35 protein-coding genes are annotated in these 25291 nt (G+C 62.8%); 24 read left to right on the forward strand and 11 right to left on the reverse strand.

Translation table 11 applies throughout. The features are described 5' to 3' along the window. Nucleotides 1–183 precede the first annotated feature (183 nt). From ACODR8_RS12965 to ACODR8_RS13015, 11 genes are all read left to right on the forward strand, one after another. Complete coding sequence (locus ACODR8_RS12965) at nt 184–870, forward strand: pentapeptide repeat-containing protein (protein ID WP_489007627.1); 687 nt, start codon at nt 184–186, stop codon at nt 868–870. A 65-nt stretch (nt 871–935) separates the two neighbouring features. Continuing rightward, the gene (locus ACODR8_RS12970; RefSeq protein ID WP_489007628.1) at nt 936–1268 is read left to right on the forward strand and encodes a hypothetical protein; all 333 of its coding nucleotides are present in this window, start codon (nt 936–938) and stop codon (nt 1266–1268) included. After that, nucleotides 1265–1621, forward strand: coding sequence for a hypothetical protein (locus tag ACODR8_RS12975; RefSeq protein WP_489007629.1), 357 nt, complete (start codon nt 1265–1267; stop codon nt 1619–1621). Before ACODR8_RS12970 ends, ACODR8_RS12975 begins: the two co-directional genes overlap by 4 nt. Then, nucleotides 1621–1887, forward strand: a complete 267-nt coding sequence (locus ACODR8_RS12980) for a hypothetical protein (RefSeq protein WP_489007630.1) — start codon at nt 1621–1623, stop codon at nt 1885–1887. Before ACODR8_RS12975 ends, ACODR8_RS12980 begins: the two co-directional genes overlap by 1 nt. Continuing rightward, nucleotides 1887–2066 (forward strand): hypothetical protein, encoded by a 180-nt coding sequence (locus ACODR8_RS12985; RefSeq protein WP_489007631.1) that lies wholly within the window; start codon nt 1887–1889, stop codon nt 2064–2066. Before ACODR8_RS12980 ends, ACODR8_RS12985 begins: the two co-directional genes overlap by 1 nt. A 144-nt stretch (nt 2067–2210) precedes the next feature. Continuing rightward, nucleotides 2211–2420, forward strand: coding sequence for a hypothetical protein (locus ACODR8_RS12990; RefSeq protein WP_489007632.1), 210 nt, complete (start codon nt 2211–2213; stop codon nt 2418–2420). Then, nucleotides 2417–3337, forward strand: coding sequence for a YqaJ viral recombinase family nuclease (locus ACODR8_RS12995; protein WP_489007633.1), 921 nt, complete (start codon nt 2417–2419; stop codon nt 3335–3337). Before ACODR8_RS12990 ends, ACODR8_RS12995 begins: the two co-directional genes overlap by 4 nt. Continuing rightward, nucleotides 3337–4350, forward strand: coding sequence for a recombinase RecT (locus ACODR8_RS13000; RefSeq protein ID WP_489007634.1), 1014 nt, complete (start codon nt 3337–3339; stop codon nt 4348–4350). The genes ACODR8_RS12995 and ACODR8_RS13000 overlap by 1 nt, the downstream gene beginning before the upstream one ends. Continuing rightward, a complete protein-coding gene (gene ssb, locus ACODR8_RS13005) occupies nt 4347–4838 on the forward strand; it encodes a single-stranded DNA-binding protein (RefSeq protein ID WP_489007635.1) in 492 nt (163 codons plus the stop codon). The genes ACODR8_RS13000 and ssb overlap by 4 nt, the downstream gene beginning before the upstream one ends. Before the next feature lie 37 nt (nt 4839–4875). Then, a complete protein-coding gene (locus tag ACODR8_RS13010) occupies nt 4876–5205 on the forward strand; it encodes a hypothetical protein (RefSeq protein WP_489007636.1) in 330 nt (109 codons plus the stop codon). Then, nucleotides 5202–5519 (forward strand): hypothetical protein, encoded by a 318-nt coding sequence (locus ACODR8_RS13015; RefSeq protein WP_489007637.1) that lies wholly within the window; start codon nt 5202–5204, stop codon nt 5517–5519. The genes ACODR8_RS13010 and ACODR8_RS13015 overlap by 4 nt, the downstream gene beginning before the upstream one ends. A 254-nt stretch (nt 5520–5773) precedes the next feature. Here the strand turns inward: ACODR8_RS13015 and ACODR8_RS13020 are convergent, their stop codons facing one another. Further along, nucleotides 5774–5968 carry a hypothetical protein gene (locus ACODR8_RS13020; RefSeq protein ID WP_489007638.1) on the reverse strand — a complete coding sequence of 65 codons (195 nt, stop codon included), beginning with the start codon at nt 5966–5968 and terminating at the stop codon, nt 5774–5776. On the opposite strand from ACODR8_RS13020, the gene ACODR8_RS13025 reads away from it, so the two are divergent. The 8 genes from ACODR8_RS13025 (at nt 5967) to ACODR8_RS13060 (ending at nt 11034) form a co-directional block, all read left to right on the forward strand. After that, entirely contained in the window at nt 5967–6224 is a 258-nt protein-coding gene (locus tag ACODR8_RS13025) for a hypothetical protein (RefSeq protein WP_489007639.1), read from the forward strand. The two genes, ACODR8_RS13020 and ACODR8_RS13025, sit on opposite strands and share 2 nt — an antisense overlap. A 123-nt stretch (nt 6225–6347) precedes the next feature. Continuing rightward, nucleotides 6348–7199, forward strand: coding sequence for a hypothetical protein (locus tag ACODR8_RS13030; protein WP_489007640.1), 852 nt, complete (start codon nt 6348–6350; stop codon nt 7197–7199). Beyond that, the gene (locus ACODR8_RS13035) at nt 7196–7459 is read left to right on the forward strand and encodes a hypothetical protein (RefSeq protein ID WP_489007641.1); all 264 of its coding nucleotides are present in this window, start codon (nt 7196–7198) and stop codon (nt 7457–7459) included. The genes ACODR8_RS13030 and ACODR8_RS13035 overlap by 4 nt, the downstream gene beginning before the upstream one ends. A 29-nt stretch (nt 7460–7488) precedes the next feature. Then, entirely contained in the window at nt 7489–7701 is a 213-nt protein-coding gene (locus ACODR8_RS13040; RefSeq protein WP_489007642.1) for a helix-turn-helix transcriptional regulator, read from the forward strand. Continuing rightward, nucleotides 7688–8701, forward strand: a complete 1014-nt coding sequence (locus ACODR8_RS13045) for a tyrosine-type recombinase/integrase (RefSeq protein ID WP_489007643.1) — start codon at nt 7688–7690, stop codon at nt 8699–8701. Before ACODR8_RS13040 ends, ACODR8_RS13045 begins: the two co-directional genes overlap by 14 nt. Nucleotides 8702–8771: 70 nt before the next feature. Beyond that, nucleotides 8772–9734 carry an alpha/beta hydrolase gene (locus ACODR8_RS13050; RefSeq protein WP_489007644.1) on the forward strand — a complete coding sequence of 321 codons (963 nt, stop codon included), beginning with the start codon at nt 8772–8774 and terminating at the stop codon, nt 9732–9734. Further along, nucleotides 9731–10834 carry an NAD(P)/FAD-dependent oxidoreductase gene (locus tag ACODR8_RS13055; RefSeq protein WP_489007645.1) on the forward strand — a complete coding sequence of 368 codons (1104 nt, stop codon included), beginning with the start codon at nt 9731–9733 and terminating at the stop codon, nt 10832–10834. Before ACODR8_RS13050 ends, ACODR8_RS13055 begins: the two co-directional genes overlap by 4 nt. A gap of 23 nt (nt 10835–10857) precedes the next feature. Beyond that, complete coding sequence (locus ACODR8_RS13060; RefSeq protein ID WP_119744143.1) at nt 10858–11034, forward strand: YegP family protein; 177 nt, start codon at nt 10858–10860, stop codon at nt 11032–11034. Nucleotides 11035–11355: 321 nt separating this feature from the next. On the opposite strand, the gene rplI is transcribed toward ACODR8_RS13060, so the two are convergent. Genes rplI through rpsF form a run of 3 tightly spaced genes read right to left on the reverse strand, consistent with a single transcriptional unit; the run spans nt 11356 to nt 12644 of the window. Continuing rightward, entirely contained in the window at nt 11356–11952 is a 597-nt protein-coding gene (gene rplI, locus ACODR8_RS13065) for a 50S ribosomal protein L9 (protein WP_119744142.1), read from the reverse strand. Nucleotides 11953–11965: 13 nt separating this feature from the next. Then, entirely contained in the window at nt 11966–12190 is a 225-nt protein-coding gene (gene rpsR, locus ACODR8_RS13070) for a 30S ribosomal protein S18 (protein WP_006950194.1), read from the reverse strand. Nucleotides 12191–12203: 13 nt separating this feature from the next. After that, nucleotides 12204–12644 carry a 30S ribosomal protein S6 gene (rpsF, locus tag ACODR8_RS13075; RefSeq protein ID WP_217672765.1) on the reverse strand — a complete coding sequence of 147 codons (441 nt, stop codon included), beginning with the start codon at nt 12642–12644 and terminating at the stop codon, nt 12204–12206. A gap of 370 nt (nt 12645–13014) precedes the next feature. On the opposite strand from rpsF, the gene ACODR8_RS13080 reads away from it, so the two are divergent. After that, on the forward strand, nt 13015–14415 hold the full coding sequence (locus ACODR8_RS13080; RefSeq protein ID WP_489007646.1) for a GntP family permease: 1401 nt from the start codon (nt 13015–13017) through the stop codon (nt 14413–14415). A gap of 6 nt (nt 14416–14421) precedes the next feature. On the opposite strand, the gene ACODR8_RS13085 is transcribed toward ACODR8_RS13080, so the two are convergent. The 6 genes from ACODR8_RS13085 to ACODR8_RS13110 all read right to left on the reverse strand — a co-directional run bounded on the left by ACODR8_RS13085 (nt 14422) and on the right by ACODR8_RS13110 (nt 20881). Then, complete coding sequence (locus ACODR8_RS13085; RefSeq protein WP_489007647.1) at nt 14422–14829, reverse strand: BLUF domain-containing protein; 408 nt, start codon at nt 14827–14829, stop codon at nt 14422–14424. 145 nt (nt 14830–14974) lie between these two features. After that, nucleotides 14975–15379 carry an RcnB family protein gene (locus tag ACODR8_RS13090; RefSeq protein WP_489007648.1) on the reverse strand — a complete coding sequence of 135 codons (405 nt, stop codon included), beginning with the start codon at nt 15377–15379 and terminating at the stop codon, nt 14975–14977. Between the two features lie 448 nt (nt 15380–15827). After that, on the reverse strand, nt 15828–17033 hold the full coding sequence (locus tag ACODR8_RS13095) for an ABC transporter permease (RefSeq protein WP_489007649.1): 1206 nt from the start codon (nt 17031–17033) through the stop codon (nt 15828–15830). Nucleotides 17034–17226: 193 nt separating this feature from the next. Further along, the gene (locus ACODR8_RS13100) at nt 17227–17928 is read right to left on the reverse strand and encodes an ABC transporter ATP-binding protein (RefSeq protein ID WP_489007650.1); all 702 of its coding nucleotides are present in this window, start codon (nt 17926–17928) and stop codon (nt 17227–17229) included. A 5-nt stretch (nt 17929–17933) separates the two neighbouring features. After that, nucleotides 17934–19418, reverse strand: a complete 1485-nt coding sequence (locus ACODR8_RS13105; RefSeq protein ID WP_489007651.1) for an efflux RND transporter periplasmic adaptor subunit — start codon at nt 19416–19418, stop codon at nt 17934–17936. Further along, complete coding sequence (locus tag ACODR8_RS13110; protein ID WP_489007675.1) at nt 19415–20881, reverse strand: efflux transporter outer membrane subunit; 1467 nt, start codon at nt 20879–20881, stop codon at nt 19415–19417. Before ACODR8_RS13110 ends, ACODR8_RS13105 begins: the two co-directional genes overlap by 4 nt. A 158-nt stretch (nt 20882–21039) precedes the next feature. Here ACODR8_RS13110 and fabD point away from each other — a divergent pair, with 158 nt between their 5' ends. The 4 genes from fabD to fabG all read left to right on the forward strand — a co-directional run bounded on the left by fabD (nt 21040) and on the right by fabG (nt 24069). After that, entirely contained in the window at nt 21040–21975 is a 936-nt protein-coding gene (gene fabD, locus ACODR8_RS13115; RefSeq protein ID WP_489007652.1) for an ACP S-malonyltransferase, read from the forward strand. Next, entirely contained in the window at nt 21972–22772 is an 801-nt protein-coding gene (locus ACODR8_RS13120) for a crotonase/enoyl-CoA hydratase family protein (RefSeq protein WP_489007653.1), read from the forward strand. Before fabD ends, ACODR8_RS13120 begins: the two co-directional genes overlap by 4 nt. 135 nt (nt 22773–22907) lie before the next feature. Continuing rightward, entirely contained in the window at nt 22908–23327 is a 420-nt protein-coding gene (locus ACODR8_RS13125; RefSeq protein ID WP_489007654.1) for a GxxExxY protein, read from the forward strand. Nucleotides 23328–23331: 4 nt separating this feature from the next. Next, nucleotides 23332–24069, forward strand: coding sequence for a 3-oxoacyl-[acyl-carrier-protein] reductase (gene fabG, locus ACODR8_RS13130; protein WP_489007655.1), 738 nt, complete (start codon nt 23332–23334; stop codon nt 24067–24069). Here fabG and ACODR8_RS13135 read toward each other — a convergent pair. Continuing rightward, nucleotides 24023–25264: a glycosyltransferase family 87 protein gene (locus ACODR8_RS13135; protein WP_489007656.1), complete on the reverse strand. Its 1242-nt coding sequence runs from the start codon at nt 25262–25264 to the stop codon at nt 24023–24025. The two genes, fabG and ACODR8_RS13135, sit on opposite strands and share 47 nt — an antisense overlap. Nucleotides 25265–25291 lie beyond the last annotated feature (27 nt).

Raw genomic sequence — 25291 nt, forward strand, 5'->3', positions numbered from 1 at the left:
AACATAACTAGAACAACAATCAAGGCGGGCGCTCAAAATAGCTGTGGGTAACTGCCTCACGGCGGCAAATGGCCGATCGCATAAAAATACGCTAACGCATAAAATGATGCTTGCACTTATCCGCATGCGTATATATACATCTCTCACAAACACCAGCCAAACCCGGCAATGGAGGATGAGAGCATGGCGAACGAGAACGCGGAACAGTTTGAGGTGCGCAACCGCTGGACGAACAAAGTCCAGTTCACGGCTGAAATTACCTGCGCACCTGACGCGACGATTGGCGTAAAGATCGGGCTGGCAGTTCGTTGGGCGCATAAGAGCGATGCCGTCCTGAGCGGTGCCGACCTGCGCGGTGCCGTCCTGCGCGATGCCGACCTGAGCGGTGCCGACCTGAGCGGTGCCGACCTGCGCGATGCCGACCTGAGCGGTGCCGACCTGAGCGGTGCCGACCTGCGCGGTGCCGACCTGAGCGGTGTCGACCTGAGCGGTGCCGTCCTGCGCGGTGCCGACCTGCGCGATGCCGTCCTGAGCGGTGCCGACCTGAGCGGTGCCCCTAAAATCGAAAACATCCACCAAAAGGTTTACGAGGCAGCATCCGGCGAGGGTGCGCTAGACATGGGTTCGTGGCACCAAAACGGATATTGCGGGACCACGCACTGCCGCGCGGGCTGGGTGGTTGTGCTGGCGGGTGACGAGGGCAAGGCTCTTGAGGACCGCATTGGAACCGCCGCCGCTGCGACATTGATCTATCTTGCCAGCGACCCAACGCTTGATCGGTTCCCTAGCTTCTATGCGCAAAATGGCGATGCGCTGGCCGACATGAAACACATGGCCGAAGCCGAAGCCGCAAAATCCACCACCGCCTAACCTCCCCTTGCCCTGCTCCACGCGGGCAGGGCGACGCTGAGATTAGTTTTTGTGAGGAGGTGAGCATGGCCACCGAATTGAAGCATACGCCGGGACCGTGGTCGGTGGAGAGCATTGAATCAGATCCCGGCGACTCTCTGAGGATCATTGGCCGGCCAGCTTGGCCATGCACTCGATTTGGGGTGAAGGGTGTTTGGGACATTGCGTGCGTAAATGATCTGGGCGACGAGAACGTAGCTGAGCAGATTGCCAACGCCCACCTGATCGTGGCCAGCCCTGATTTGCTTGAGGCTGCCGAAAAGGCGCTGAATTTCTTTGTCGGAATTCCGGTCTTGAAGGAGGCGCGGGAATGCCAGGCTGCTCTTGAGGCAGCCATCGCCAAGGCAACCGGCCAATGACCGCCGCGCACCACAATTTCGCGAGCGCCAGCATCCGCGCGCAAGACCTGCTGAACGGCCACATCGCCCGCATCGACGCGGCGCTGCGTCATCTGCGGGTGCGCGGGCCGAAGCTGTCGCAGAGCCGACATGACGGTCTGTTTGACCGGCTTAGCTGCATCCGGCGCGCGGCAATCAACGATCTGGACGCCGTGCTGGCATCCCCTTCGATCGCCAAGCACTACTGCGGCAAATGGGGTCACAACGGTTTTGGGCCGAACGTGGCGAGCGCCTGTGAAGCTGTGGATCTGGCGCGCGACGCTGCTGAGGTCCGCGTGGCTTATCGGCGGTCGATTATGCGGGTGGTGGCGTGATGGCGGGGCATACTCCTGGGCCGTTTGGAAACGCGCTCGACATCGCTGCTCGAAAGGCTGGCGGATGGTCAAAAACGCAGATGGTCTATGCGGTCGAAGTCATAGGTGAAGGCGATGATCCGCAACTTTTGCTGACAGGCTCGGATGCGAAATGGATGCCGCGCGCCAAGCGCTGGTCGTTCAAAGGATATCCGTCAGTCAAGGCGGTGGTGAGGTTGAGCGAGTATCGCAAAGCCATCGCCGCCGCGACGGGGGAAGCGAAGTGATGGAACGCTTCATCTATAACTTTGGTGCGATTTCGCTGTGCGTCATGACGATCATTTGGGCGCTTTGCGGCGAGGTCGTTTTGAATAGCGGTAGCGATTTCTCACCGGCTCGGTCGGCGCTTAACCTGTTCCTGTTGGCAGGTATTTGCACCTTCATCTGGCGGGGGCGCTTCAAATGACCCGCATAATCCTCCCACCCCGCACCCCGGACGAACCGCGCGAGTGCATCCCCCATACCCCGTTTCAGATGGCGCTCTTTGCCGTCGCCGGGACCGTGATTTTTTACGCAGTGATGATGCTGTGTCCGAGTGTTGGAGGTTAAGATGGCTACCGCAATCGAAAGCCCGTCCTACGCAGCCGTGAAGGCCATGCGCCTGGCATGTGAGGCGGAAGTCGCAGTCCGCAACCATTCGTTCGGGAACGACGAGCGCCTGCGTCTTGAGGCGGAGGCTGTTGCTGCCAAGACCAACATGATGGCCGCACTTTCCCGCGCCGGGATCGACACGGATATTATCTGGAGGGCGATGCTGTGAACGCGGTTTCTCAGATCGTGGCGGGGGATGGCGATGACGCTTTCCGTTCGTCCGTGGTGGGCGCGTCGGAAGTGGCTGCGCTGTTCGGCTGCCATCCTTGGCTGACAGAGTTTGAGCTGTGGCACCGCAAGGCTGGCAATGTCGCGTCGCCTGAATTTGGCGGCAACGAGAGAATTGAATGGGGAGTCCGCCTGGAGCCGGTCATCATCGACGCGGCCTGTGAACGCTACGGCTATCAGAAGCTGGAGACGCCCAAGCGGCTGGACAATGGCAAAGGCCTTGGCGGGCATCCAGACCAGATCGCCATGTGCCCCCGTCGCGGGCGTGGCATCCTTGAGGTCAAGACGGCTGACTGGCTGGTCGCGAAGGGATGGGGCGACGAACCGCCGACGAATTACCTTTTGCAGGTGATGACCTATGCCGGGCTGGCAGGCTGCGAATGGGGCGACGTGATCGTTCTGGTTGGCGGCAACGAATTGCGCCGGTTCGAATATCAGTTCCGGCCCGTGATCTTTGCCGATGTGGAAAGCCGGGTCGCGGCCTTCTGGCAGTCCATCGTGGCCGGGAAGCCGCCAAGGCCGGATTACAGCCGGGATGGCGGCACGATCAACGCGCTTTACCCGAACGCCACGGATGACGTGATCGACCTTCGCACCAACAATCTGGCGCAGGACGCGGCAGCACGATGGCTGACCGGCAAGGCTCTGGAGAAGCAGGGCAAGGCGCAGGCGGACGCAGCACAGGCCGAGATCATGGAGAAGCTGGGAGACGCTGGAACGGCGCTTCTGGACGGCATGACAGTCAAATGCCCGACCGTGAAGGCGACACCCGATCGCGAAATCACCGCCGACATGATTGGCGACATCATCAAAGGCCGGAAATCCTACCGGCGATTCAACATCACGGAGAAAGCATAATGGCTACCCAATTGGCTGAACGCCGCGCCAGCCCGGTCGAAGTGATCCGGCAGAACATCATGACGCTGGCCCCTGAGTTTCGGGCAGCGCTGCCCGCCCATGTCACGGTCGAGAAGTTCAGCCGCGTCGCCATGACGGCGATCCAGAACACGCCTGAGCTGGCCGACGCCGACCGCAAGAGCCTTTTCGGCGCGATCGTCCGTTTGGCGCAGGATGGCTTGCTGCCCGATGGTCGAGAGGCCGCGCTGGTGATCTTCAAGACGAAGAACAAGAGCGGCGGATGGGACGCGAAGGTTCAGGCCATGCCTATGATGGCAGGGCTGCTCAAGAAGGTTCGCCAGTCCGGTGATGTGTCCAAGGTCAGCGCCCGCGTCGTTCACGAACATGATGAGTTCTCGATCAACTACGGCTTTGACGATGAAATCAAGCATGTCCCGCCGCCGCTCGACAAGCCGCGCGGGAAGGCGATCGGCGCTTATGCGGTCGCGGTTCTGGCCGATGGGTCGCGCTACATCGAAGTGATGAGCCTGGAGGACATTGAGAAGGTCCGTGCGGTCAGCAAGTCCAAGGATAATCAGTATGGCCCATGGGTCCAGTGGTGGGGCGAAATGGCGCGGAAAACCGTGTTCCGCCGCCTGTCCAAGTGGCTGCCCATGTCCACCGACCTTGAAGAAGTGTTCGCCCGCGATGAGACGCTAAGCGTCCGCTATGACGGGGAAGCGGTGCAGGCTGTTACCGCGCAGCCGGTTTCTCGACTGGACGCGCTGGAGCATCAAATTCAGGGCAGCGATCACGACCAGACCACCGGCGAAGTCCTTGAAGGCCGCGCCGACAGCGACATGGGCGAAATCCTGACGCTGGAACAGGCGATGACGATCATCGACGCCTGCGAAACCGTCATCGACGTCAACGCCAAGCTGGACGAGCTTTGCAAGGAACTGAGCGAAGAGGATGGCGATGAACTGCATGTTCACGCCGGGGTTCGCAAGACTGAGCTGGGCGGCAAGGCATGAGCGGGTCAGTCAACAAATGCATTCTGGTCGGCAATCTCGGCGCGGACCCGGAGGTCAAATCCTTCCAGAACGGCGGCAAAATCTGCAACCTGCGCGTCGCCACGTCCGAAAGCTGGAAGGATCGCACGACCGGCGAGAAGAAGGAGCGCACCGAATGGCACAGCGTTTCGATCCAGTCGGAAGGCTTGGCCGGCGTCGCCGAACGGTTCCTGCGCAAGGGCAGCAAGGTCTATCTCGAAGGCCAACTCCGCACCCGTAAATGGCAGGACCAGAGCGGCAATGACCGCTACTCGACCGAGGTTGTGCTGAGCGGGCCTGGCGCTGTGCTGACGATGCTGGACGGCCCACCAAGCGACAGCCAGCGCTCCAGCAACCAATCCCGCCAGTCGGATGACACATGGGGCGGCGGTCAGTCTGGCGCGCGGACCAACACGGCCACCTCACAATCCAATTTCGACAACGATCTAGACGATGAAGTCCCGTTTTGATCCGCAACCTATCACAGCAGCATAAGGAGGAATTGCCATGTCGTTTTTAGGACTGATGACGGTGCGGGCGCATGAGGCGGTGGTGGCTGAATTGCGGCGACAGATCGAGGTCGCGAAGGCAAACAAGACAGCGATGGCCGAAAGCATGACCAGCGAAAATCGCCGGTTGGGCAGAGAGGTCGCTGGCCTGCGTGCCGATGTTCGCACCGCCGAAATGGCCTACGAGGAATCGCGCAAAGGCCATCAGCGCGTTGCCGCCGAACTCGCCACCCTCCGCCCCGACGCCCAAAAGTGGCGCGACCGCAAGAAGGCCGACCGGGAGTATCGGGCGGAGAAGCGGGCGAAGGTTGGGGAGGGCGTGTCGTGAGTGTGCCGACCAAGGCTGCCGTCAAGGCAGACCCGAACCTTCTGTTTTCCAGCAAGCCTGCAAGCCCTGTTGGTGAGAAGCTGGTGGAGGTTTCTATTGTCGGCAAGCGGTGCGTCTATCTGAACGATTATCGCGTCGCTGGCGGCAAGCCATATTTCAGCGAAAATCTACCCACGCACACGCTCACTACATCTCTGAAAGAGGTGATCGCGGCCTTTGCGGAAGAGGACATATTGGCTGCAATAACGGAGAGCCGAGCAGAGCGCGCGTATTTCGCGGCGTTCCATGCCCAAGTTGACAAGCCACCAGCCTAACCCCCGCCACACCCCCGACCGGGCGGCGCTGCAAGGCGGATAGGTCGGGGAGAAATTCCACAGGGACGGCCTGTCAGTCTAATAAACGGGGCCGGAAATTCGATGACAACCAGAACCGTGACGTTTGAGGTTGATACCGTCAGGCTTTTCGACATGCTCCACAAGCTGGGAGGGGACACGTCTGCGATCGGCAGTCGCGTTGTGGGCGCGCTTCTTGCTCCACCTGACATGCTCGAATTGATTGGCATGGCAGTCTATGGGGTTGAGATCAGCGACAGACCGGCCCCGCTCTTGGTCGAGACAGCATCATGACCCGCGACCGCGCCTGCTGGAACGCGCTGCACGTCCGCAGCGACAAGGCTCAGCCTATCGTCCTGCCTGACCGGCGCGTTCGTCAACGGGTCGGCACGGCTACCACTGTGCGGGCTTTTGGCAAGGGAGGTGGGCATGTCTGGGAGTGAATGGCAGCCGATCGAGACTGCGACTTACGATCAGGAGGTATTTGTCCGCGTCGAGGGTCGGACAAAGGCTTTCCGGGCCATCCTGCGCAGGCGCGCCTCGCTCAGCGAGGATGAAGTGCCGTGCGACCAATGGCAGGCGGTGGGGCAAGATTACCCAAAATGCTGGAGCGATGGGGCTTGCTGGTCGAGCAATGCCAACGGCCTGCCTAGCGCACAACCCGAAGCATGGAAGCCGATCCCATGACCGCCATCATCATCCCGCTCCGCCCGCGCAAGCCCGTGCAGGCGCAGGGCGATGAGTGCGGGTGTGAGGATTGCCGTTCGGACTTAGCGCGCGTGGTGCCGTGTGATCGAAGGGACAACGACCATGAACAAGGGTGAGATTTTGGGGCTGGCTGATCGCTGCGAAAAGCTGGAGGGGCCAGATCGGGAGATTGATGCTGAGATTGCAATCGCCCTGTTTTACGGCGGATGGGATCACTTAGATGATGCTCGCGACGTTACGCGCGCCCGAAAGGTGATGATCTCGCACGGTGCGAGGCCGGGAAACTATGAGGTGGTCGGCTTTAGTGGTGTCAGCCTTCGGGATGCGCCCGCCTACACCGCATCCCTAGACGCCGCGATGACGTTGGTTCCAAAAGGCGCGTCGTGCGGTTTTTCGGATAAAGGGGATGGAAGTGCTGTGGCTGCTTGCTACCTTCATGACGGCCCCGGTCTTTTTTCTGACGCTGCTACACCAGCCCTAGCCCTAACCGCCGCCGCCCTCCGCGCCATCGCCTCAACGATGGAGGATGATCGTGGGTGTGATTTGGCTGATCGCGAACGTCGCACCTTGTCCGACCCGCAACGCCTACTCTGGCGCGATGATGTAGAAGGGATTTGCCCGACGCCCGGCGCATGTTGGGAATACGGCGATACGGCTCGTTGCGGCCCCTGCGCTATCAAGCAGGCTGAGAAGTTCGGGATCGAGAGCAATCACGCCCTTCCGAATCTTCCAGATGTTTATCGCCTTCTCCGAGCAAACACCCAAGCAGCCGACGAGATCGCGCGGCTTCGGGAGGCTTTGGGGGTTGCTGACGCCGCTATCAAGGAATGGTTCCGGTATTTCCATGGCGGTGAGATGCGCGGATCATATGACGGAAAGCCGGAACGTGAGCAACTTCGCAAGGCTGGATACGTCACTACCGCCGCCCTCCAGCACAAGGAGCCGCAGGGATGACGAAGCTTGAAGAGATTGCGGCAGAGATTGAGAATGCCTTGGAGCTTGGCGGCTTGGAGAAAATAGAGCTTTGGGCTGACGGCGGCGGTTGGAAGCATATCCGATCTGTGTCCGCAGATTTGGCCCGCGCCGTCCTATCCGCCCTCAAAACCGCGACGCCGGAAATGATCGAGGCGGGGCAACAATGCGAAGCGTTCGGCGGTGATGGGGGCCAGATTTACCGCGCCATGATCGGCGCTGCTGTTGGGGAGGGGTGGTGATGGGGGTTCACGTTCCACAATGGCCCCGGATGCTCAAGAGGGCGTCCGTATGCGCCTACCTCGAACTGTCCGCCGCCGATCTGGAGCGTGAAATCAACGCTGGCCGCTTGCCGCCGCCTGTCGTGCTTGGCAATGGCCCGCGCTGGAGTCGTGCGCAGATCGATGCGCATCTGGAGCGCCTGACCGGTGAGGCTGCCAGCGATGACTGGCGCAAGGACACGAAGCTGTATGGCAATGGATAAGATCATCAAATATGTGAAGCGGACCAAGGCGAAGGGCCGCTTCTACTATTATTTCGATACCGGCCAGACCGATGACGCTGGCAAAAAGGTGTGGAGCAGACTGCCCGCCCCGACTGACCGTTCGTTCCATGCCACCTATGCCGCCATGCTTGGCCACAGGTCCCGGCGCGCGAACCTGACCCAGCAATTGACGCTGGCCAAGATGATCGACCTGTATCAGGCGAGCGACAAGTTCGCCAAAACGGCGACATCGACGCAGCGCCTCTATCGCCTGTATCAAGGCGTTCTTTCGGATCAGCTCGGCACCGCACCGGCGCAACTGGTCGAGCGCAAGGATATCGTCCTGCTGCTCGATAAGATGGCTGATCGTCCCGGCGCTGCCAATATGGTGCAGCGCGCGGGCGGAGCGGCTTATGCATGGGCGAGACGCCGGGGGCATGTCACCAATGATCCGTTTGCCGACATCGCTCCGATGGATACCGGGGAGCATGAGCCTTGGCCAGATGAGGCGCTACAGGCGGCGCTGGCCTCCAAGGATGAACTGGTCCGCCTGTCTGTCCACCTGCTCTATTTCACGGCACAGCGAATCGGCGATGTGGCAGCCATGAAGTGGCGTGACATTCAGGACGGATCGATCGTCGTGACCCAGCGCAAGACCGGCAAGGTGTTGACGATTCCGATCCATGCGGATCTGGCGAAGGAGTTGGCGCGGCATCCACGCAGCCTCTCAACCATCATCCCCGGCGCGCCTGGCGAAGGAAAGAACAATCGTATCAGGCTGGCCATCCAAGCCGTCTGCTCTGAACTTGGCATCGACGTTGTGCCGCATGGCCTGCGCAAGAACGCGGTCATCATGCTTCTCGAATCGGAGTGCAGTATTGCCGAAACGGCTGCTATCAGCGGCCAGTCGCTCCGGATGATCGAGCATTATGCCAAGGGCCGATCGCAGAAAAAGCTGGGCAAGGCGGCGATGCTCAAATGGGAGGCAAAGAAGCCATGACTTTCAAACTTTTTCAAACAGGCCCGGAAAGGCGCAGAAAAGCGTTGCCATGGCTTACCAAACCGTAACCATGACCCGCATGGATTCGCCGCTTTTCAACGCACCGCTGTTCGACCGCCGCGCCTGGCCGATGGGTGGGCGGCTGGACTATTGGACGGCACCCGACGGCTCGCAAATTCGGCGCTATCAACTGGGCGACGGGACGCGCGGCCGGATGCTGGTGCTGGGCGGGCGCGGCGACATGATCGAAAAATATCTGGAGGTGATCCATCATTGGGCCGAGCGCGGATGGGCGGTCACGACGTTCGACTGGCGCGGGCAGGGCGGGTCGGGGCGGCTGACCGATGATCCGATGACCGGGCATATCGGGGATTTTGCCGACTGGATTGCGGACCTTAACGCGCTGGCGGCGGACTGGCGCGCGGAAGGGAGCGGACCCTATGTGATGGTGGCGCACAGCATGGGCGGGCATTTGCTGCTGCGCGCGCTGGCCGAAGGGATGCCGTCGCCGGACGCCGCCGTGACGGTCGCGCCGATGCTGGACGTGCATAGCGCGCCCCTGCCGCGCTGGTTTGCGGTGGTGCTGGCGCGCGCGATGCTGTGTCTGGGCCGGGGCGAACGGCAGGCCTGGACGCAGAAGGAAGGGTCGGAACGGCAGCGGCGGATGCGGCAGAAGCGGCTGACTCACGACCCGGATCGCTATGCCGACGAACTATGGTGGCGTGATCATAGCCGGGACATCGCGCTGGGACCGCCAAGCTGGACCTGGGTCAGTCAGGCGCTGGAATCGACGCGGGCCTTGGCGCAGGATGATGCACTGGCGCGCATCGCCGTGCCGTTGCTGATATTGGCGACCGGCGCGGACCAGCTGGTGTCCACCCCCGCAATCCGCCGTGTCGCCGCGCGGATTCCGGGCGCACGATTGCATATTTACGGGCAGGAGGCTGCGCATGAGATATTGCGCGAACTGGATCCTGTCCGGCTGGATGCGCTCGCCCGGATCGACACTTTTCTGGATGAGGTGGCGGCGTGAGCCACGCTGATATTGTTATCGTCGGGGGCGGCATTGCTGGGGCCAGCCTGGGCGCGGAGCTGGCGGCCGATGCGCGGGTCGTGTTGCTGGAAATGGAGGATCGCGCTGGCTATCACGCCACCGGACGCTCCGTGGCTTTCTGGGAGGAAAGCTATGGCGGCGCTGTGGTGCAGCCTTTGACCACCGCTTCAGGGCCGTTGCTGAGCGCGCCGGACCCCGATTTTCATGACGGCAGTTTCCTGTCGCCGCGCGGCACGCTGCATATCGGCCGGGCGGGGGATGAGGGGCATCGCGATGCGCTGATGGCGGAATTTGCGGGCAAGGTGGTGCTGGAGCCGGTCGATCCCGCCGCACTGGTGCCGGGGTTGCGGCCGGACTGGACCATTGGCGTCATGGAGGCGAGCTGTCAGGACATCGACGTGGCGGCACTGCATCAGGCCTATCTGCGCCAATTCCGGCGGCGCGGCGGCGAGGTGCGGCTGGCGACACAGTTGAGCGCCGCGCGGGCAGAGGGCGGCGGCTGGCGGGTCGAGACGCCGGTCGGGGGCATCGCGTGCGCTGTGCTGGTCAATGCTGCGGGGGCATGGGCGGACGATGTCGCGCGCGCCTGTGGCGTTGCACCGATCGGCATGACGCCGCTGCGGCGCACGGTTGTGCAATTGCGCGTGCCGTCCATGCCGTCGGCCGACCTGCCGTTGATCATGGACCTGGCCGGGCAATTCTATTTCAAGCCGGAGGGGCAGGGCCGCATCTGGCTGACCCCGCATGACGAGGCGCCATCCCCCCCGTGCGACGCTGCGCCCGAAGAATTGGCGGTGGCGGAAGCGATTGCGCGGTTCGAGGAAGCGGTCGACTGGCCGATCGCGAGGGTCGAGCATAAGTGGGCCGGTTTGCGCAGCTTCGCGCCGGATCGTGCGCCGGTGTACGGGTTCGATCCTGACGCACCGGGCTTCTTCTGGTTTGCCGGGCAGGGCGGTTTCGGCATCCAGACCGCCCCCGCCGCCGCGCTGCTGGCGGCTGCTCTGGTGCGGGGCGAGGCGCTGCCGGAAAGCGTTGCGGGGATCGCTGCTGCTGCTTATTCTCCGACCCGGTTTCGCTGATGTAACGAGTCTGGAGGCATGAGATGGCGCACAAGTTCGTGATCGAGAAGAACAAGGCCGGCGAGTTTGTCGCCAAGTTCAAATATAATAGCGAAACGATTTTCTGGACCGAAGGCTATAGCAGCAAGGCGGGCGCGAAAAATGCGATCGAATCCGTGCTGAAGAACGGGCCGGGCGCGGAGATTGAAGAGGCGGAGTAGGGCGGCTGTAAATCCGGCATCAAAAGTCCTCCCTGCAAGGCAAGGGGAATCGTATATGGACAGCCCCTCCTTCATCGTCATGCTGAACTTGTTTCAGCATCCATTTCTCGTCTCCAGCCACGGTTTTTGGGGTACGATGGATCCTGAAATAAATTCAGGATGACGTTGGGGGATAACGAAAAGTCATATGCAATTTCCCGCCCCTACAAGGGGAGGATGGACTTCGGTCATAGCGCCAATATCCGGTCTGCGACGGACATGCCCCAACAAAAAAGCCGCCCGTTGCGGGGCGGCTTTTCTGTTTGGTCCTGACGGAAAAGCTCAGGCCTCTTCGGCCGGGGCTTCTTCGGTGAACGCGGCGAGATCGCCGGGTTCTGCGTTGGGATCATAGTCTTCGGTGAAGCCGGCTTCGTCCTTTTCGAACAGGTCGGCCATGACGTCGACGCCCTGGCTTTGCAGTTCGGCCTCTTCAGGCGAGCGAGCCACGTTCACCTTGATGGTGACGGCGACTTCGGGGTGCAGCGCGACCTTGACGTCGAACACGCCGAGCGTCTTGATCGGGCGTTCCAGAACGACCATCGCCTTGGTGACGATGGTGACGCCCTGCGCCTGCAGCGCTTCGATGATGTCGCGAACCGCGACCGAACCATAGAGCGCACCAGCGTTGGACGACTGGCGGATCAGGACGATCTGCGTGCCATTGACGCTGTCGGCGGCCGCTTCGGCATCCGAACGGCGAGCGGCGTTGTCGGCCTCGATCTTGGCGCGATTGGCCTCGAACACCTTTTTATTGGCGTTGTTGGAGCGCAGCGCCTTCTTGTTCGGCAGCAGGAAGTTACGGGCGTAGCCGTCCTTGACGGTCACGATGTCGCCAATGGCGCCGAGCTTCTCGATACGTTCGAGCAGAATGATTTCCATGGGGCTTACTCCCTTACTTCACGATGTAGGGCAGCAGGCCCAGATGACGGGCGCGCTTGATCGCCTGCGACAGTTCGCGCTGCTTCTTGGCAGAAACGGCGGTGATGCGGCTGGGGACGATCTTGCCGCGTTCGGACACGAAGCCCTGAAGCAGACGGACATCCTTATAATCGATCTTCGGCGCATCCTTGGCGGCGAAGGGGCAGCTCTTGCGGCGGCGGAAAAATGGGCGTGCCATGATCTATGTCTCCTTATTCGCCAGCGATTTCGTCGCGGCGCGGGCCACGATCACCACGGTCGCCGCGATCTTCGCGCGGACCACGATCGCCGCGGTCACCACGGGGGCCGCGATCGCCACGGTCGGGGCGGTCCTGCTTGCGCATCATGACCGACTGGCCAGCTTCCAGCTCATCGACCTTGACGGTCATGTAGCGGATGATGTCCTCGTTGATCTGGGTCTGGCGCTCCAGTTCCGCGATCACGCCGCCGGGGGCGTCGATGTTCAGCATCACATAGTGCGCCTTGCGGTTCTTGGCGATCTTGTAGGCGAGCGAACGCAGGCCCCAGGTCTCGACCTTGGTCACCTTGCCGTTGTTTTCTTCCACGATCTTGGTGGCGTTTTCCGCCAGGGCGTCCACCTGCGCCTGTGCCAGATCCTGGCGCGCAAGGAACACATGCTCGTAAAGAGCCATGATTATACCTTCTCTGTTGGCCGATTGCTGACGCCCACCCCATGTGGAACGCCCCTCCGGCTGTCGTCTACCATGCTCCGCAGGCGTGCCGAGTCACCTCTGGCCCGATGCGAAGGCGCGCCTATGGGGGAAAGGCGGGGGAAAGGCAAGGGTGGTGGGCAACAAACACCATCCGTTCGCCCTGAGTAGAGGCTGAGCCCTTCGACTGCCCGCCTGCGGCAGGCGCTCAGGATAAACTTCACCAAAGGTAAAGTCGAAGCCTCGTATCGAAGGGTTGGCTTGGCTCCTATCCTTCGATACGCCACTTCGACAAGCTCAGCTGCTACTCAGGACGAACGGGGTGGGTGTGCGGGCGCGGAGAGAATGAAAAATGGCAGTCGGCATTGCAGCACTATCCCTGATCCTGCTGATGATCGCCGCCTATCGGGGCATGAGCGTCATCATCATGGCGCCGTTGCTGGCGATGCTGGCGGTGTTGCTGACTGATCCTGCCGCTGTTCCGGCCGCTTTTTCCGGGCTGTTCATGGAAAAGGTCGGCAGCTTCCTCAAACTCTATTTCCCCGTGTTCCTGCTGGGTGCTTTGTTCGGCAAACTGGTCGAGATTTCCGGCTTTTCCCGCGCGATCGTGACGGCGGTGATCGGCATTGTGGGCGCAGGGCGGGCAATCCCGGCGATCATGGCGGTCACCGCGCTGCTGACCTATGGCGGGGTGTCGGTGTTCGTTGCGGTGTTCGCCGTCTATCCCTTCGCCGCCGAGATGTTCCGCCGTGCCGACATTCCCAAACGGCTGGTGCCAGCGACGATCGGGCTGGGGGCGATCACTTTCACCATGGACGCGCTGCCTGGCACGCCGCAGATCCAGAATATCATACCGACCAGCTTTTTCGGCACCACCGCCTGGGCCGCGCCGGTACTGGGGCTGATCGGCTCCGCCTGTATTGCGGCGATGGGGCTGGCCTATCTGGGCTGGCGGCGGCGCGCGATGATGGCGGCGGGAGAGGGTTATGGCGCGCCGGAAGCGCTGGTGAACGAGCCGGAGCCTGTGGATGATGCGGCAAAGGTGCATCCGCTGGTCGCGCTGTTGCCCTTGCTGGTGGTGGGCGTGGGCAATCTGCTGCTGACGATGGCGATCCCGCGCTGGGTGAGCGGCGATGTCGTCACTCTGTCGCTGGTCGGCATGGCCGAGCCGGTCGAGGTCAAGGTGGCGCAGGTGTCGGCGCTGTGGGCGGTTGAGGGCGCGCTGCTGCTGGGCATCGCGACGATATTGGCGTTCGCATACCGGACCGTGGCGAAACGCTTTGCCGAAGGATCGAAGGCGGCGGTTGGCGGCGCGTTGCTGGCGGGCATGAACACGGCGGTCGAATATGGTTTTGGCGCAGTGATCGCGGCGTTGCCCGGCTTCCTGATCGTCAAGGAAGCGCTGCGCGCGATACCCGATCCGCTGGTCAATGAAGCGATTACCGTCACATCGCTGGCCGGGATCACCGGGTCGGCGTCCGGCGGCCTGTCGATCGCGCTGGCGGCGATGGCGGACCAGTTCATCGCGGCGGGCGACGCGGCGGGCATATCGCGCGAGGTGCTGCACCGGGTCGCATCGATGGCGTCGGGCGGCATGGACAGCCTGCCGCATAATGGCGCGGTCATCACCCTGTTGGCGGTGACCGGCCTGACCCATCGGCAGGCCTATAAAGATATTTTCGCGCTGACTTTGATCAAGACGGTGACGGTGTTCATCGTGATCGCGGTCTATTATCTGACCGGGCTGGTGTAGCGCGGATCAGGCCGCGGGGCGGTGCAACTCCGCCGATCCCATGAAATGGGCGCGGGTCGACGGACCGGCGCTGGCCAGCAAGGCAGCGACCACATCCTTCAGATTGTCGGACGGGCGGAGCGGATCGTCATAGGCCATTGCCCATTGGCCGAATTCGCGGCGGTCGATCGCACCCTCGCGCAGTTTGACCACGGCGCGATGGCGGCTGTCGCCATGGATGCGGGCAAAGATGCGCTCGACCGCCTCCCTTGGCCCTTCCAGCACCTGGAGGAAGCGGCGGGAGTTGAACAGCAGCAGGCCAGTGACGTCGTCGCGGCGATTGCTGATCGCGGACGCGCGCGCGATCGCGGCGCACTCCTGTGGCGTGACCGTCCCGGTGACGGAGCTGATATACATGATCTGATGCAGTGACATGGTCGTTCCCGATGCGCCCCCCGGCTTGGGACTTTTGCAGGACAATCCCTTAATATCGGGTATTTAACCTGTATCAGACGCACGGACACGCAAAAATGCCCCAGGGGAGGAGAGTTCCCTGGGGCATCATGCAGATGGGATGGTTTTAACGGATCGCGCCGCCGATGACTGCGCCGATGATGCCGCTGGTGATGGCGATTAGCACCGCGTCATTACCCGACTGGACCCACTGATAGCCGCGCGGCGGGGCGTTCAGGCGATAGCCGCGATAATTGTTGATGACCCGATAGTTGGTCGCCTGGCGACGGTCGAAACGCTGGCCCTTGGCCCAGCGGTGGTTCGACGCGGCATAGCGGTTGTTGCGCACATCCTTGCGAACGACGGTCTTTTGCTTGACCACAGTGCGGCCGTTTGGCTTCTGCTTGACGACCGTGCGGGTCTGTTCCTGACGGTGCTGTTGGCCATAGCCTTGTGCCTGCGCCTGGCTGCTGATGATCGGGCTGGCGACCAGGGTCGTGGTGGCCAGCGCCATGAGGATTTTCTTGAACATGTCTTGCTCCTTTGCCGTGTTTCGGGCGCCCTCTGCGGCGTCGAGAACAGAGATAGGCGGTGCTTGTCGCAGCCATGTGTCGGGAAAGGACAAAGAGTGTCAGAAATTGTAACAGATTGAGATTTAAGATGAATGGCTGTTCAGGAAAGCGGGTTGCCGGGTAAAGATCATCCTCCCCTTGCAGGCAGGGCCATCGCATATGAAACTGTCCCCTCCCTGATCGTCATCCTGAATTTATTTAGCTGCGCTGGCCTAGCGGCTCAGGATCCATTTCTCGTCTCAAACCGCGGCTTTTGGGGCATGATGGATGCTGAAACGAGTTCAGCATGACGTTGGAGGGATAACGAAAAGTCATGTGCAATGCCTCGCTCCCCTCTCCCCCGACCCCTCCCCGCAAGGAAGGGGTCGGGGGAGAGGGGAGATGAATTACAATCATCACGCCTTCATATTATTCGTGGCGCAGCGCGTCGATGGGGTTGAGCGCGGCGGCGCGGCGGGCGGGGAAATAGCCGAACACGACACCGATGACGGCGGAAAAGACGAAGGCGATCAGATTGACCTTCAGGTCGAAGATGAAAGGCACCTGCATCAGCGGGGCTATGGCCCAGGAGGCGACGAGGGCGATCAGCAGGCCGATCACCCCGCCCAGGCAGGACAGCACGATCGCCTCGACCAGAAATTGCATCAACACTTCGCCCGCGACCGCGCCGATGGCGAGGCGTATGCCGATCTCGCGCGTGCGTTCTGTCACCGACACCAGCATGATATTCATGATGCCGATGCCGCCAACCAGCAGGGATATGGCCGCGACCGCACCGACGATCTGGGTCAGGATGGTGGTGGTGCCGGTCAGCGTGTCGCTGATCTGCTTGGTATCGAACACGTTGAAATTATCTTCGCCCCCGGCTTTGATCTGCCGGCGTTCGCGCATCAGCTCTTCCAGGCTTTGCTGCACGGTCGACGTGTCATAGGCGTCGTCCACCGCAATCATGATCTGGCTGATATCGCGATTGCCGGTGAAGCGGCGCTGGACGAATTTGATCGGCATGACGACGACATCGTCCTGATCGCCAAAGCCGCCCTGGCCGCGCGTCGCCAGCGCGCCGATCACCTGACAGGATACGCCCTTGATCCGCATCCGCTGGCCGATCGGGTCGCCGCCCTGAAACAGGTTTGTGCGCACCGTATTGCCGATGATGCAGACCGGGCGACCGGCCTCTTCCTCTTCGGGCATGAACAGCCGGCCGCTGGTCACCTTCCAGCTTTGCACCTCGAAATAGGCGGCGGTGGTGCCATAGACGGTGGTTGACCAGTTATTGCCTTCGTAAATGGCGGTGCCGGTAGACTGGGCCATGGGCGCGACGGCGCGCACGCCGGTCAGCTGGTTTTCGATCGCGGTCAGGTCCGCCGGTTTGAAATCGGGCGGACGCGGCCCCCCGCCGCCACGGCCAAAGCCCTGACCGGGGCGCAATTGCAGCACATTGGCCCCCAGCGAGCTGATCTGTTCGCGCACCGCTGCGGTGGCACCATTGCCCAGCGTGACCATGGTGACGACAGCCGCGACGCCGATGATGATACCCAGCGTCGTCAGGAAACTGCGCAGCTTGTGCCGGTTGATCGCCCGGAAGGCGAGGATGATGGTGGTGCCTAGCATCTTAAGTCTCCTCGCCCCTTGGGGGAGAGGATAGCGGCGCTTGCCAGCTTGCTGGCTAGCATAGCTTGGAGCGGGGGACGCGCGCCGTCGATGGGGCGCGTTCCCCTCTTCCAACTGGGCCTAAGTTCGCTTCGCTCACCAAGGCTCCGTATCCTTCTCCCCCAAGGGGAGAAGGTTTGCGCTTGCATATCCTTCACCCCGCCAGCCCCTTTTCGATCCGCTCGACCAGCCCGTCGCGAAAATGCACGATCGTCCGCGCGAACGCCGCCATGTCGGGTTCGTGGGTCACCATCAGCACGGTGATGCCGCTATTCCTGTTGAGGTCGGTCAGCAATTCCATGATCTCGATCGAGCGTTCCGAATCGAGGTTGCCGGTCGGTTCGTCGGCCAGCAGCACGTCCGGGCTGGTGACGATGGCGCGGGCGATGGCGACGCGCTGTTGCTGGCCGCCGGACAGTTCGGCGGGGGTATGGTCCCACCATTGTTTAAGGCCCACCTTGTCGAGCGCTGCCATGCCCATGTCATAACGGGTCTGCTTGTCCTCGCCGCGATAGAGCAGGGGCAGCTCGACATTCTCCAGCGCGCTGGTGCGCGACAGCAGATTGAAGCCTTGGAACACGAAGCCCAGATAACGACGGCGCAGCAGCGCGCGCTGGTCGCGGTCCAGCGTTTCGACATGATGCCCCTTGAAGAGGAACTCGCCTGCCGACGGCACGTCGAGGCAGCCAAGAATGTTCATCGTGGTCGATTTGCCGGAGCCGGACGGCCCCATCACCGCGACGAAATCGCCCTGCGCAATGTCGAGGTCAATGCCCTTCAAGGCCTGAAATTCAGTCGCGCCGCTGCCATAGACTTTGGTGACGCCGCGCAGGGTTATGATGGGGTCGGCACTCATGGCGGTCAGGGCTTGGCCGTCACAGGAGCAGTTTGGGGCGGGGCGTCACCCGAATTGCCAAGCTTCCCCACGGTTGCGGGCGTGCCGTCGGTCGCCGGGTTGCGCGGCGCGCTGTTCTTGCGCGGGGCGCGCTGGTCTGCGCCATTGCGGGTCTGATCCTCGGCTGGCGGCTCCTGGCCCGCCGCCAATTGCCCGGTGATGACCCGCATTCCCGGCTTCAGGTCGCCGCCGGTGATGACCGTGCGCGATCCGTCGCTGGCGCCGACGACGACCTGGATCGCCTTGGGCTTGCCGTCTTCCCCCACGACATAGACGGTCTGGCTGCTGCCCGCGCCAAAGCTGACTTCGCGGGCGGCGCGATTGCCACGGCGGCGGGGCATCAGCGTGCTGGTGATGCCGCCACCTTGGGCCGCACCCGCGCTGGGCTTGAAACGCAGCGCGGCGTTGGGGACGAGCAGCACGTCGCGCAATTCCTGGGTCACGATGTCCGCCGTCGCGGTCATGCCGGGGCGCAGGGTTTCATCACCATTATTGACGGTCAGCACGGCGGTATAGGCGACCACGGTGCCGGACGAGCTGCTGGTGGTGCTGGTCGTGGAAGAAGAGGATGTGCTGGCGCTGTTAGAGCCGACATTGACCCGCGTGACCCTGGCCGGGAAGCTGCGGCCGGGGAAGGCGTCGACGGCGAAGGTGGCGCTCTGGCCTTCCTTGACCTGTCCGACATCGGCCTCGTCCACCGAGACCTCGACCTCCATCTGGGTCAGATCTTCGGCCAGGGTGAAGAGGACCGGGGCGTTGAGCGATGCCGCGACGGTCTGGCCCGGCTCGATATCGCGCGACAGGACGACGCCGTTCACGGGCGACACGATCTGCGCGATCGTCAGGTTGGTCTGGGCCGATGACAGCTGCGCGCGGGACACGTCTACCTGCGCCTGCGCCGACCGCAGCGTGGCAACCGCGCCTTCATAATTGGCGCGGGCCGAATCGATCTCGGTCTTGGCAGGCACCTTGCCGCCAGACAGTTGGAACACGTTAAGCTGCCGGTCGAGCGTCGCCTTGGCGAGCGCAACCTGCGCCTGTGCCTGTGCGACCTGCGCCTGCGAGGCGGAGACCTGCGCGCGGTTCTGGTTCACCGTGTCGACCAGCCGCCTTGTGTCGAGTTCGGCCAGCCGCTGGCCCTTCACCACGCGGTCGTTCACATCGACATAGACGGCGGTGATCTTGCCCGACTGTTCGGACCCGACATCGACCTGATTGACGGGCTTCAAATTACCGGTGGCCGATACGCTGACCGTCAGGTCGCCCTTGCGGACCTCGCGGGTCGCATAATTGGGCTGATCCTCGTCCGCGAAACAACGGCTGACGAGCAGGACGAGCAGCAGCAGCCCGACGCCGATCGCGCCGCGCACCGCCCATTTGCGCCATGGCTTGGCAGGCTTTGCCCCCAGAAATGCGTCCAGCGCCGGATCGGTGGTGGTGTCATTGCTCATTCGGGGCGACTTTCCATGCTCTGCCAGCCGCCGCCCAGCGCATTGTAGAGCTGGGCGAGGGCAAGGATTTCGTCCGACCGCGCGCCAGCCAGGCTGTTGCGCGCGTTCAAAAGGGTGGATTCGCTGCTGGACAGCGTCTGGAAGTCGGTCAGGCCCGCCTGATACTGGCTGCGCGCCAGGATCGCGGCATTGTTCGACGCATCATAGGCCGTCGCGAACTCCGCCTTGCGCAGGCGGGCGCTGGTGAGCGATGCCATGGCGTTCTCGACATCTTCCAGCGCGCCCAGCACGCTTTGCTTATAGGCCGCAAATGCGCCATCGGTTGCGGCCTTTTGCGCGCGAACTTGCGAGGCGAGGCGGCCACCGTCGAAGATGGTCTGCGCGACATTGGCGAACACGCCGCCAGTGATCAGGCTGAACAGGTCTTTGAAGGCGTTGGACGTGGTGCCGATATTGCCGCTGATGCCAAGCGAGGGATAAAGCTGGGCCTGCGCCACGCCGATCCGCGCGGTGGCGGCGGCGAGGTTGCGTTCGGCGCGGCGCACGTCGGGCCGCTGGCGCAGCGTGTCGGCGGGGATGCCGGTGGCGATGTCGATCGCAGCGGTGGGAATGGGGGAGGGGGTTTCGAGCGCACGGGTCGCCGCGCCCGGCGCCTGCCCGGTCAGCACGGCGATGCGGTTGAGGCTGCCACGCAGGCTGGCCTCGATCTGCGGGATCGATGCGCTGGTCTGGGCCAGTTGCGCGCGCGCCTGCTGCTCGTCGAGCGAGGAGACGAGGCCCGCCTGCAACCGCCAACGGGCAATGTCATAATTATCCTGCTGCACCTGCCGACTGTCGCGGGCGACACGCAGTTGTTCCTGCGCCAGCCGCGCCTGGACATAGTTGGTGACGAGTTCGGAGATGATCGTCATCCGCACTGTCGCCAGATCATAGCCCGACGCGGCAAGGTCCGCGCGTGCCGCTTCGGCGCTGCGCGACAATTCGCCGAACAGGTCGATCTGCCAACTGGCGTTCGCGTTTGCCGAATAGCTGCTCGACCAGTTGCTCGCGCCCGTGCTGATGACATTGCCATTATTGTCGACACGGGTGCCGCCCGCCTGGCTGCGGTAATTTTTGCCGCCGCTGCCCGATCCGCTGAGTTGGGGCAGGAAGGACGCATTGGCCTGCGCCAGCGATTCCCGCGCCTGCCGCAATCGCGCCTGCGCCTGGACAATGTCAAGATTGGCGGTCACGGCGGTGTCGATCAGCGCGGACAGAGCGGGATCGTTAAGGCGCGTCCACCATTGGGCAAGTTCCGCGTCGCTGACGGGTGCGCCGCTGCCCTGATCATAGGCGGCGGGGATGCCGAGCGCGGCAGGTTGCGGCGCGCGATAGTCCGGCCCCGCTGCGCAGGCGGAGAGGGCAAGCGCCGATCCCGTCATCCAGACAATGCGATATCGCACCTTTTCCTTGCACTCCGTCATCGTTAAAGGGGCCGTCATTCAGTCCCCCGGCAAAGGGGGCAGGGTGTCGGATGCCTGCCTGCCGCAGACATGTGTATGCCTCAATGCCATTTATGTCTCAAAGTGTAACACCATTGAAATTACGCGCTTTTTGTAGCGCTTGGGTCAGGGGATGACGAATGCGGGCTTTTCTATTTCCGGGGCAGGGCAGCCAGTCGGTGGGCATGGGCAAGGCGCTGGCCGATGCCAGTCCCGCCGCGCGTGAGCTGTTTCAGGAAGTCGATGACGCGCTGAAACAAAATTTGTTCCGCATCATGATCGAAGGGCCGGAGAGCGACCTGACCCTGACCGAAAATGCCCAGCCCGCGATCATGGCCAATGCCATTGCGACGCTGCGGGTGATGCAGCGCGAAGGCGGTTTTTCGCTGAGCGACAAGGGCGATTATGTCGCGGGCCATAGCCTGGGCGAATATAGCGCATTGTGCGCCGCCGAAGCGTTCGACCTTGGCACGACGGCGCGGCTGCTCAAGCTGCGCGGGCAGGCGATGCAGGCTGCGGTGCCGGTGGGCGAGGGCGCGATGGCGGCGCTGCTGGGCGCGGATATAGAGAAGGCGCAGGCGCTGGCCGATGCGGCGGCGGAGGGTGAGGTCTGCACCGTCGCCAATGACAATGACCCAAGCCAGGTCGTCATTTCCGGCCATCGCGGCGCGATCGAGCGGGCCGTGGCGATGGTCAAGGATCATGGCATCAAGCGTGGCGTGTTGCTGCCGGTGTCCGCGCCCTTCCACTGTCCGCTGATGCAGCCCGCTGCTGACGCCATGGCGCTGGCGCTGGCCGATGCGGTGATCAATGCCCCCCTGCTGCCGGTCTATGCCAATGTGCTGGCCGCGCCGATCGCCGACCCGAACGACATTCGTGCGCGGCTGGTCGAGCAGGTGACGGGCCGGGTGCGCTGGCGCGAATCCGTTGCCGCCATGTGGGAGGCGGGCGTGACCGATTTCGTCGAGCTGGGCGGCAAGGTGCTGGGGCCGATGGTCAAGCGGATCGCGCCCGACGCGACGGTGCGCAGCGTCGTGACGATGGACGATATCGAGGCGGCGCTGGGATCGCTATGAGCGCGGTTCTCACCCAGCGCGACGGGCCGGTGCTGACGGTCACGCTGAACCAGCCCGACCGGCGCAACCCGATTTCGGACCCGGCGATGGTCGATGCGCTGTGCGATGTGTTCGAGGCGGCCGAGCGCGATATCTCGATCCATGTCGCGATCCTGACCGGCGCGGGCAGCGCCTTTTCGTCGGGCGGTGACCTGAACGCGATGCGCCCGGACGCTGGCGGGCTGCGCGCCGGACTGCCCGCGCAGACGCGGCGCAATTACCGCGCGGGCATCCAGCGCCTGCCGCTCCTGTTCCAGGCGATCGAACTGCCGGTGATCGCGGCGGTCAATGGCCCGGCGATCGGCGCGGGGATGGACCTGACCTGCATGTGCGATGTGCGGATTGCGGGCCAGTCGGCGCGCTTTGCCGAAAGTTTTGTGAAACTGGGGCTGGTATCGGGCGATGGCGGGGCATGGCTGCTGCCGCGCATTGTCGGCTTTTCCAAGGCCGCGCAATTGTCGCTGACCGGCGAGACGATCGATGCCGCCGAGGCGCTGCGCATCGGTCTGGTGAGCGATGTGGTGGCGGATGACGAACTGATGGCGGCGGCGCGTAAGCAGGCCGAAGCCATAGCCGCCAACCCGCCCCACGCGACCCGCATGACCAAGCGACTGCTACGCGCGGCGCAGACGGCGGAGCTTTCACAGATATTGGAAATGGCAGGCGCAATGCAGGCGCTGGCCCATGCGACGGCGGACCATGACGAGGCCATCAACGCCTTCTTCGACCGCCGCCCGCCGACATTCAAGGGAGACTGAACGGCGTAGCGGTGCAATATGGTGCGGCTCGATTTTTGTTCACGCGGAGACGCGGAGGGGATTTGGTCGATATCGAAGCTGCACTGGAGGCAGTGTAAATTTTTCGCGCAGAGGCGCAGAGGACGCGGAGGAACGATGAAGCCGATCGATGATATCACGCGGGATGTCATTGGGGTCGCCATGGCTATCCATCGGGATCTGGGGCCAGGTTTGCTGGAAAGTGTTTATGAGACGGTGCTTGCAGGCAAGCTGGCACATATGGGGTATAAGGTTGATCGGCAAAAGCCGATCAATATTGAGCTTGACGGTCTAACATTTGAGGCTGCATTTCGCGTAGATGTCATGATCGATGACCGTCTGGTCATAGAAATAAAGTCGGTTGATCAGCTTCAGAAAGTTCATGCCAAACAATTGCTGACCTATCTGCGCCTGACGCGGCAATCGGTAGGATTGATCCTGAATTTTGGCGGAGAGACAATGAAGGAAGGCATACGCCGCCTTGTAAACAACCACTTGGACTCTGCGTCCTCTGCGCGAACAGATTTAAGGGAGTAATGGGATGTTTGATCTGACAGGCATGAACGCGCTGGTGACTGGCGCTTCGGGGGGGATTGGCTCTTCCATTGCCAAGGCGCTGGCGGCGCAGGGGGCGAGGCTCGCGCTTTCGGGCAGCAATGAGGATAAGCTCAAGGCGTTTGCGGCGGAACTGGGCGGGGATCATAAGACGATCGTCTGTAACCTGAGCGATCCGGCATCGGTCGATGCGCTGGTGCCGCAGGCGGTGGAAGCGCTGGGGAAGATCGACATCCTGGTCAACAATGCCGGTGTCACCCGCGATAACCTCATCCTGCGGATGAAGGATGAGGAATGGTCGAGCGTGATCGCGATCAATCTGGAGGCGGCGTTCCGCCTGTGCCGCGCGGCGGCCAAGCCGATGATGAAGGCGCGCTTTGGCCGCATCATCTCGATCACGTCGGTGGTCGGCGTCACCGGTAATCCGGGCCAGTCCAACTATTGCGCGTCGAAGGCGGGCATTATCGGCATGTCCAAGTCGCTGGGCCAGGAACTCGCCAGCCGTGGCATCACCGTCAATTGCGTCGCGCCCGGCTTCATCCGCTCAGCGATGACCGACGCGCTCAATGACGCGCAAAAGGGCGCGATCCTCCAGAAAATCCCGGCAGGCGATCTGGGCGATGGCGATGATATCGGCGCGGCGGTCGTCTATCTGGCTAGCCGTGAGGCGGGCTACGTTAATGGACAAACTCTTCACGTGAACGGCGGAATGGCCATGATTTGACGCCAGCGAACGCGCCGTCCAGCAGGATGGCGCGCCGGGTCGCCAGCGCCAGCACGGCGATGGCGGCGATCAGGTCGACCGGGATCAGCGTCCATTCCGATACGGCCCGGCCAAACAGCGGTGCGATCCACGCATAGGCCAGCCATGTCCGCTCCCAGCGCAGCGTGCCGCGTGCCGCCATGTCTGCGGCGATGAAAGCGATGGCGACGCCCAGCAGGACGAAATCATAGTCCAGCACATAGGGCGTGCAGAGCAGAGCCGCGCTCAGGGCCGCCGCGCCGCGCACCGCCATCGACCCGCGCCGTGCCACCAGCGCTGCCGCTGCGATGGCGAGGGCAGAAACGATCGCCTGTACTGCATAGGCGGCGGGAATCGAGCCACCCCATTGGCGGATGGCGGCGAAGGGGCTTTGAATCTTTTCCCACCCCGTCGCGCCCGCCTCTATGATGATATGGCGGGTCAGCGGCAGGGACTCGATGAAGGCCTGCCACACCGGCCAGCCCCAGATCACGAGCGTCAGCAGGCACAGCGCCGTCACGGTCAGCCCCGCCGACAGGAAAGCGCGCATATTGCCCCGCGCCAGGATCAGCACCGGGATCAGCACGGCAAATTGCGGCTTATAGACCAGAGCGCCTAGCAGCATCCCCGCGACCCATGGCCGCCGGTCCAGCAGCAGCATCCCCGCGCCCAGCAGGCTGGCGGTCAGAAAGGCGTTCTGGCCATGGCCCAGGCACACCAGCACTACTGGCGCGCCCAGCGCCACCAGCATCGCGTCGCTATCATCGGGCAGGATGCGCCACACCAGCGTCAGGCATAAAGTCAGGCTCAGCCCCTGCCAGATCAGCAGCGCCACGACATAGGGAAACTGCGCCAGCAGCGTGGCGATGATCAGGAAGGGCGGGGGATAATGCCAGCCGTAGAAAGGGATGGCGTCATTATGATGGACCTGTTTTTGCACCGCGTGCTGGGTCGGCCAGTCCCATGCTTCGGGCGCACGGCCCTGATCGGCCATGTGTCCTGCGGTCCAGACGTTGGAAAAATCGGTGCCGAGCGGTCGCCCCAGCGAATCCACCGTACCATGGGCGGTGGCAAATAGCGTGCAAAGGCCGATGATCGTCGCCGCCAGAACCAGCATCGCGGTCAGCCGGACGCGCGCACGGGTAATGAAGCGGTCGGTGGCTGGCGGCATGATCATGCCCTAATCCCTCGCACAAGCCGCTGA

The organism is Sphingobium sp. FG58 (assembly GCF_057809055.1).

What these genes read in the sequence shown, in the direction of transcription:
- ACODR8_RS12965 (WP_489007627.1), top strand. Translation starts at nt 184, where the DNA reads ATGGCGAACGAGAACGCGGAACAGTTTGAGGTGCGCAACCGCTGGACG.
- ACODR8_RS12970 (WP_489007628.1), top strand. Translation starts at nt 936, where the DNA reads ATGGCCACCGAATTGAAGCATACGCCGGGACCGTGGTCGGTGGAGAGC.
- ACODR8_RS12975 (WP_489007629.1), top strand. Translation starts at nt 1,265, where the DNA reads ATGACCGCCGCGCACCACAATTTCGCGAGCGCCAGCATCCGCGCGCAA.
- ACODR8_RS12980 (WP_489007630.1), top strand. Translation starts at nt 1,621, where the DNA reads ATGGCGGGGCATACTCCTGGGCCGTTTGGAAACGCGCTCGACATCGCT.
- ACODR8_RS12985 (WP_489007631.1), top strand. Translation starts at nt 1,887, where the DNA reads ATGGAACGCTTCATCTATAACTTTGGTGCGATTTCGCTGTGCGTCATG.
- ACODR8_RS12990 (WP_489007632.1), top strand. Translation starts at nt 2,211, where the DNA reads ATGGCTACCGCAATCGAAAGCCCGTCCTACGCAGCCGTGAAGGCCATG.
- ACODR8_RS13000 (WP_489007634.1), top strand. Translation starts at nt 3,337, where the DNA reads ATGGCTACCCAATTGGCTGAACGCCGCGCCAGCCCGGTCGAAGTGATC.
- ssb (WP_489007635.1), top strand. Translation starts at nt 4,347, where the DNA reads ATGAGCGGGTCAGTCAACAAATGCATTCTGGTCGGCAATCTCGGCGCG.
- ACODR8_RS13010 (WP_489007636.1), top strand. Translation starts at nt 4,876, where the DNA reads ATGTCGTTTTTAGGACTGATGACGGTGCGGGCGCATGAGGCGGTGGTG.
- ACODR8_RS13025 (WP_489007639.1), top strand. Translation starts at nt 5,967, where the DNA reads ATGTCTGGGAGTGAATGGCAGCCGATCGAGACTGCGACTTACGATCAG.
- ACODR8_RS13020 (WP_489007638.1), bottom strand. Translation starts at nt 5,968, where the DNA reads ATGCCCACCTCCCTTGCCAAAAGCCCGCACAGTGGTAGCCGTGCCGAC.
- ACODR8_RS13030 (WP_489007640.1), top strand. Translation starts at nt 6,348, where the DNA reads ATGAACAAGGGTGAGATTTTGGGGCTGGCTGATCGCTGCGAAAAGCTG.
- ACODR8_RS13035 (WP_489007641.1), top strand. Translation starts at nt 7,196, where the DNA reads ATGACGAAGCTTGAAGAGATTGCGGCAGAGATTGAGAATGCCTTGGAG.
- ACODR8_RS13040 (WP_489007642.1), top strand. Translation starts at nt 7,489, where the DNA reads ATGCTCAAGAGGGCGTCCGTATGCGCCTACCTCGAACTGTCCGCCGCC.
- ACODR8_RS13045 (WP_489007643.1), top strand. Translation starts at nt 7,688, where the DNA reads ATGGCAATGGATAAGATCATCAAATATGTGAAGCGGACCAAGGCGAAG.
- ACODR8_RS13050 (WP_489007644.1), top strand. Translation starts at nt 8,772, where the DNA reads ATGACCCGCATGGATTCGCCGCTTTTCAACGCACCGCTGTTCGACCGC.
- ACODR8_RS13060 (WP_119744143.1), top strand. Translation starts at nt 10,858, where the DNA reads ATGGCGCACAAGTTCGTGATCGAGAAGAACAAGGCCGGCGAGTTTGTC.
- rplI (WP_119744142.1), bottom strand. Translation starts at nt 11,952, where the DNA reads ATGGAAATCATTCTGCTCGAACGTATCGAGAAGCTCGGCGCCATTGGC.
- rpsR (WP_006950194.1), bottom strand. Translation starts at nt 12,190, where the DNA reads ATGGCACGCCCATTTTTCCGCCGCCGCAAGAGCTGCCCCTTCGCCGCC.
- rpsF (WP_217672765.1), bottom strand. Translation starts at nt 12,644, where the DNA reads ATGGCTCTTTACGAGCATGTGTTCCTTGCGCGCCAGGATCTGGCACAG.
- ACODR8_RS13080 (WP_489007646.1), top strand. Translation starts at nt 13,015, where the DNA reads ATGGCAGTCGGCATTGCAGCACTATCCCTGATCCTGCTGATGATCGCC.
- ACODR8_RS13085 (WP_489007647.1), bottom strand. Translation starts at nt 14,829, where the DNA reads ATGTCACTGCATCAGATCATGTATATCAGCTCCGTCACCGGGACGGTC.
- ACODR8_RS13090 (WP_489007648.1), bottom strand. Translation starts at nt 15,379, where the DNA reads ATGTTCAAGAAAATCCTCATGGCGCTGGCCACCACGACCCTGGTCGCC.
- ACODR8_RS13095 (WP_489007649.1), bottom strand. Translation starts at nt 17,033, where the DNA reads ATGCTAGGCACCACCATCATCCTCGCCTTCCGGGCGATCAACCGGCAC.
- ACODR8_RS13100 (WP_489007650.1), bottom strand. Translation starts at nt 17,928, where the DNA reads ATGAGTGCCGACCCCATCATAACCCTGCGCGGCGTCACCAAAGTCTAT.
- ACODR8_RS13105 (WP_489007651.1), bottom strand. Translation starts at nt 19,418, where the DNA reads ATGAGCAATGACACCACCACCGATCCGGCGCTGGACGCATTTCTGGGG.
- ACODR8_RS13110 (WP_489007675.1), bottom strand. Translation starts at nt 20,881, where the DNA reads ATGACGGAGTGCAAGGAAAAGGTGCGATATCGCATTGTCTGGATGACG.
- fabD (WP_489007652.1), top strand. Translation starts at nt 21,040, where the DNA reads ATGCGGGCTTTTCTATTTCCGGGGCAGGGCAGCCAGTCGGTGGGCATG.
- ACODR8_RS13120 (WP_489007653.1), top strand. Translation starts at nt 21,972, where the DNA reads ATGAGCGCGGTTCTCACCCAGCGCGACGGGCCGGTGCTGACGGTCACG.
- ACODR8_RS13125 (WP_489007654.1), top strand. Translation starts at nt 22,908, where the DNA reads ATGAAGCCGATCGATGATATCACGCGGGATGTCATTGGGGTCGCCATG.
- fabG (WP_489007655.1), top strand. Translation starts at nt 23,332, where the DNA reads ATGTTTGATCTGACAGGCATGAACGCGCTGGTGACTGGCGCTTCGGGG.
- ACODR8_RS13135 (WP_489007656.1), bottom strand. Translation starts at nt 25,264, where the DNA reads ATGATCATGCCGCCAGCCACCGACCGCTTCATTACCCGTGCGCGCGTC.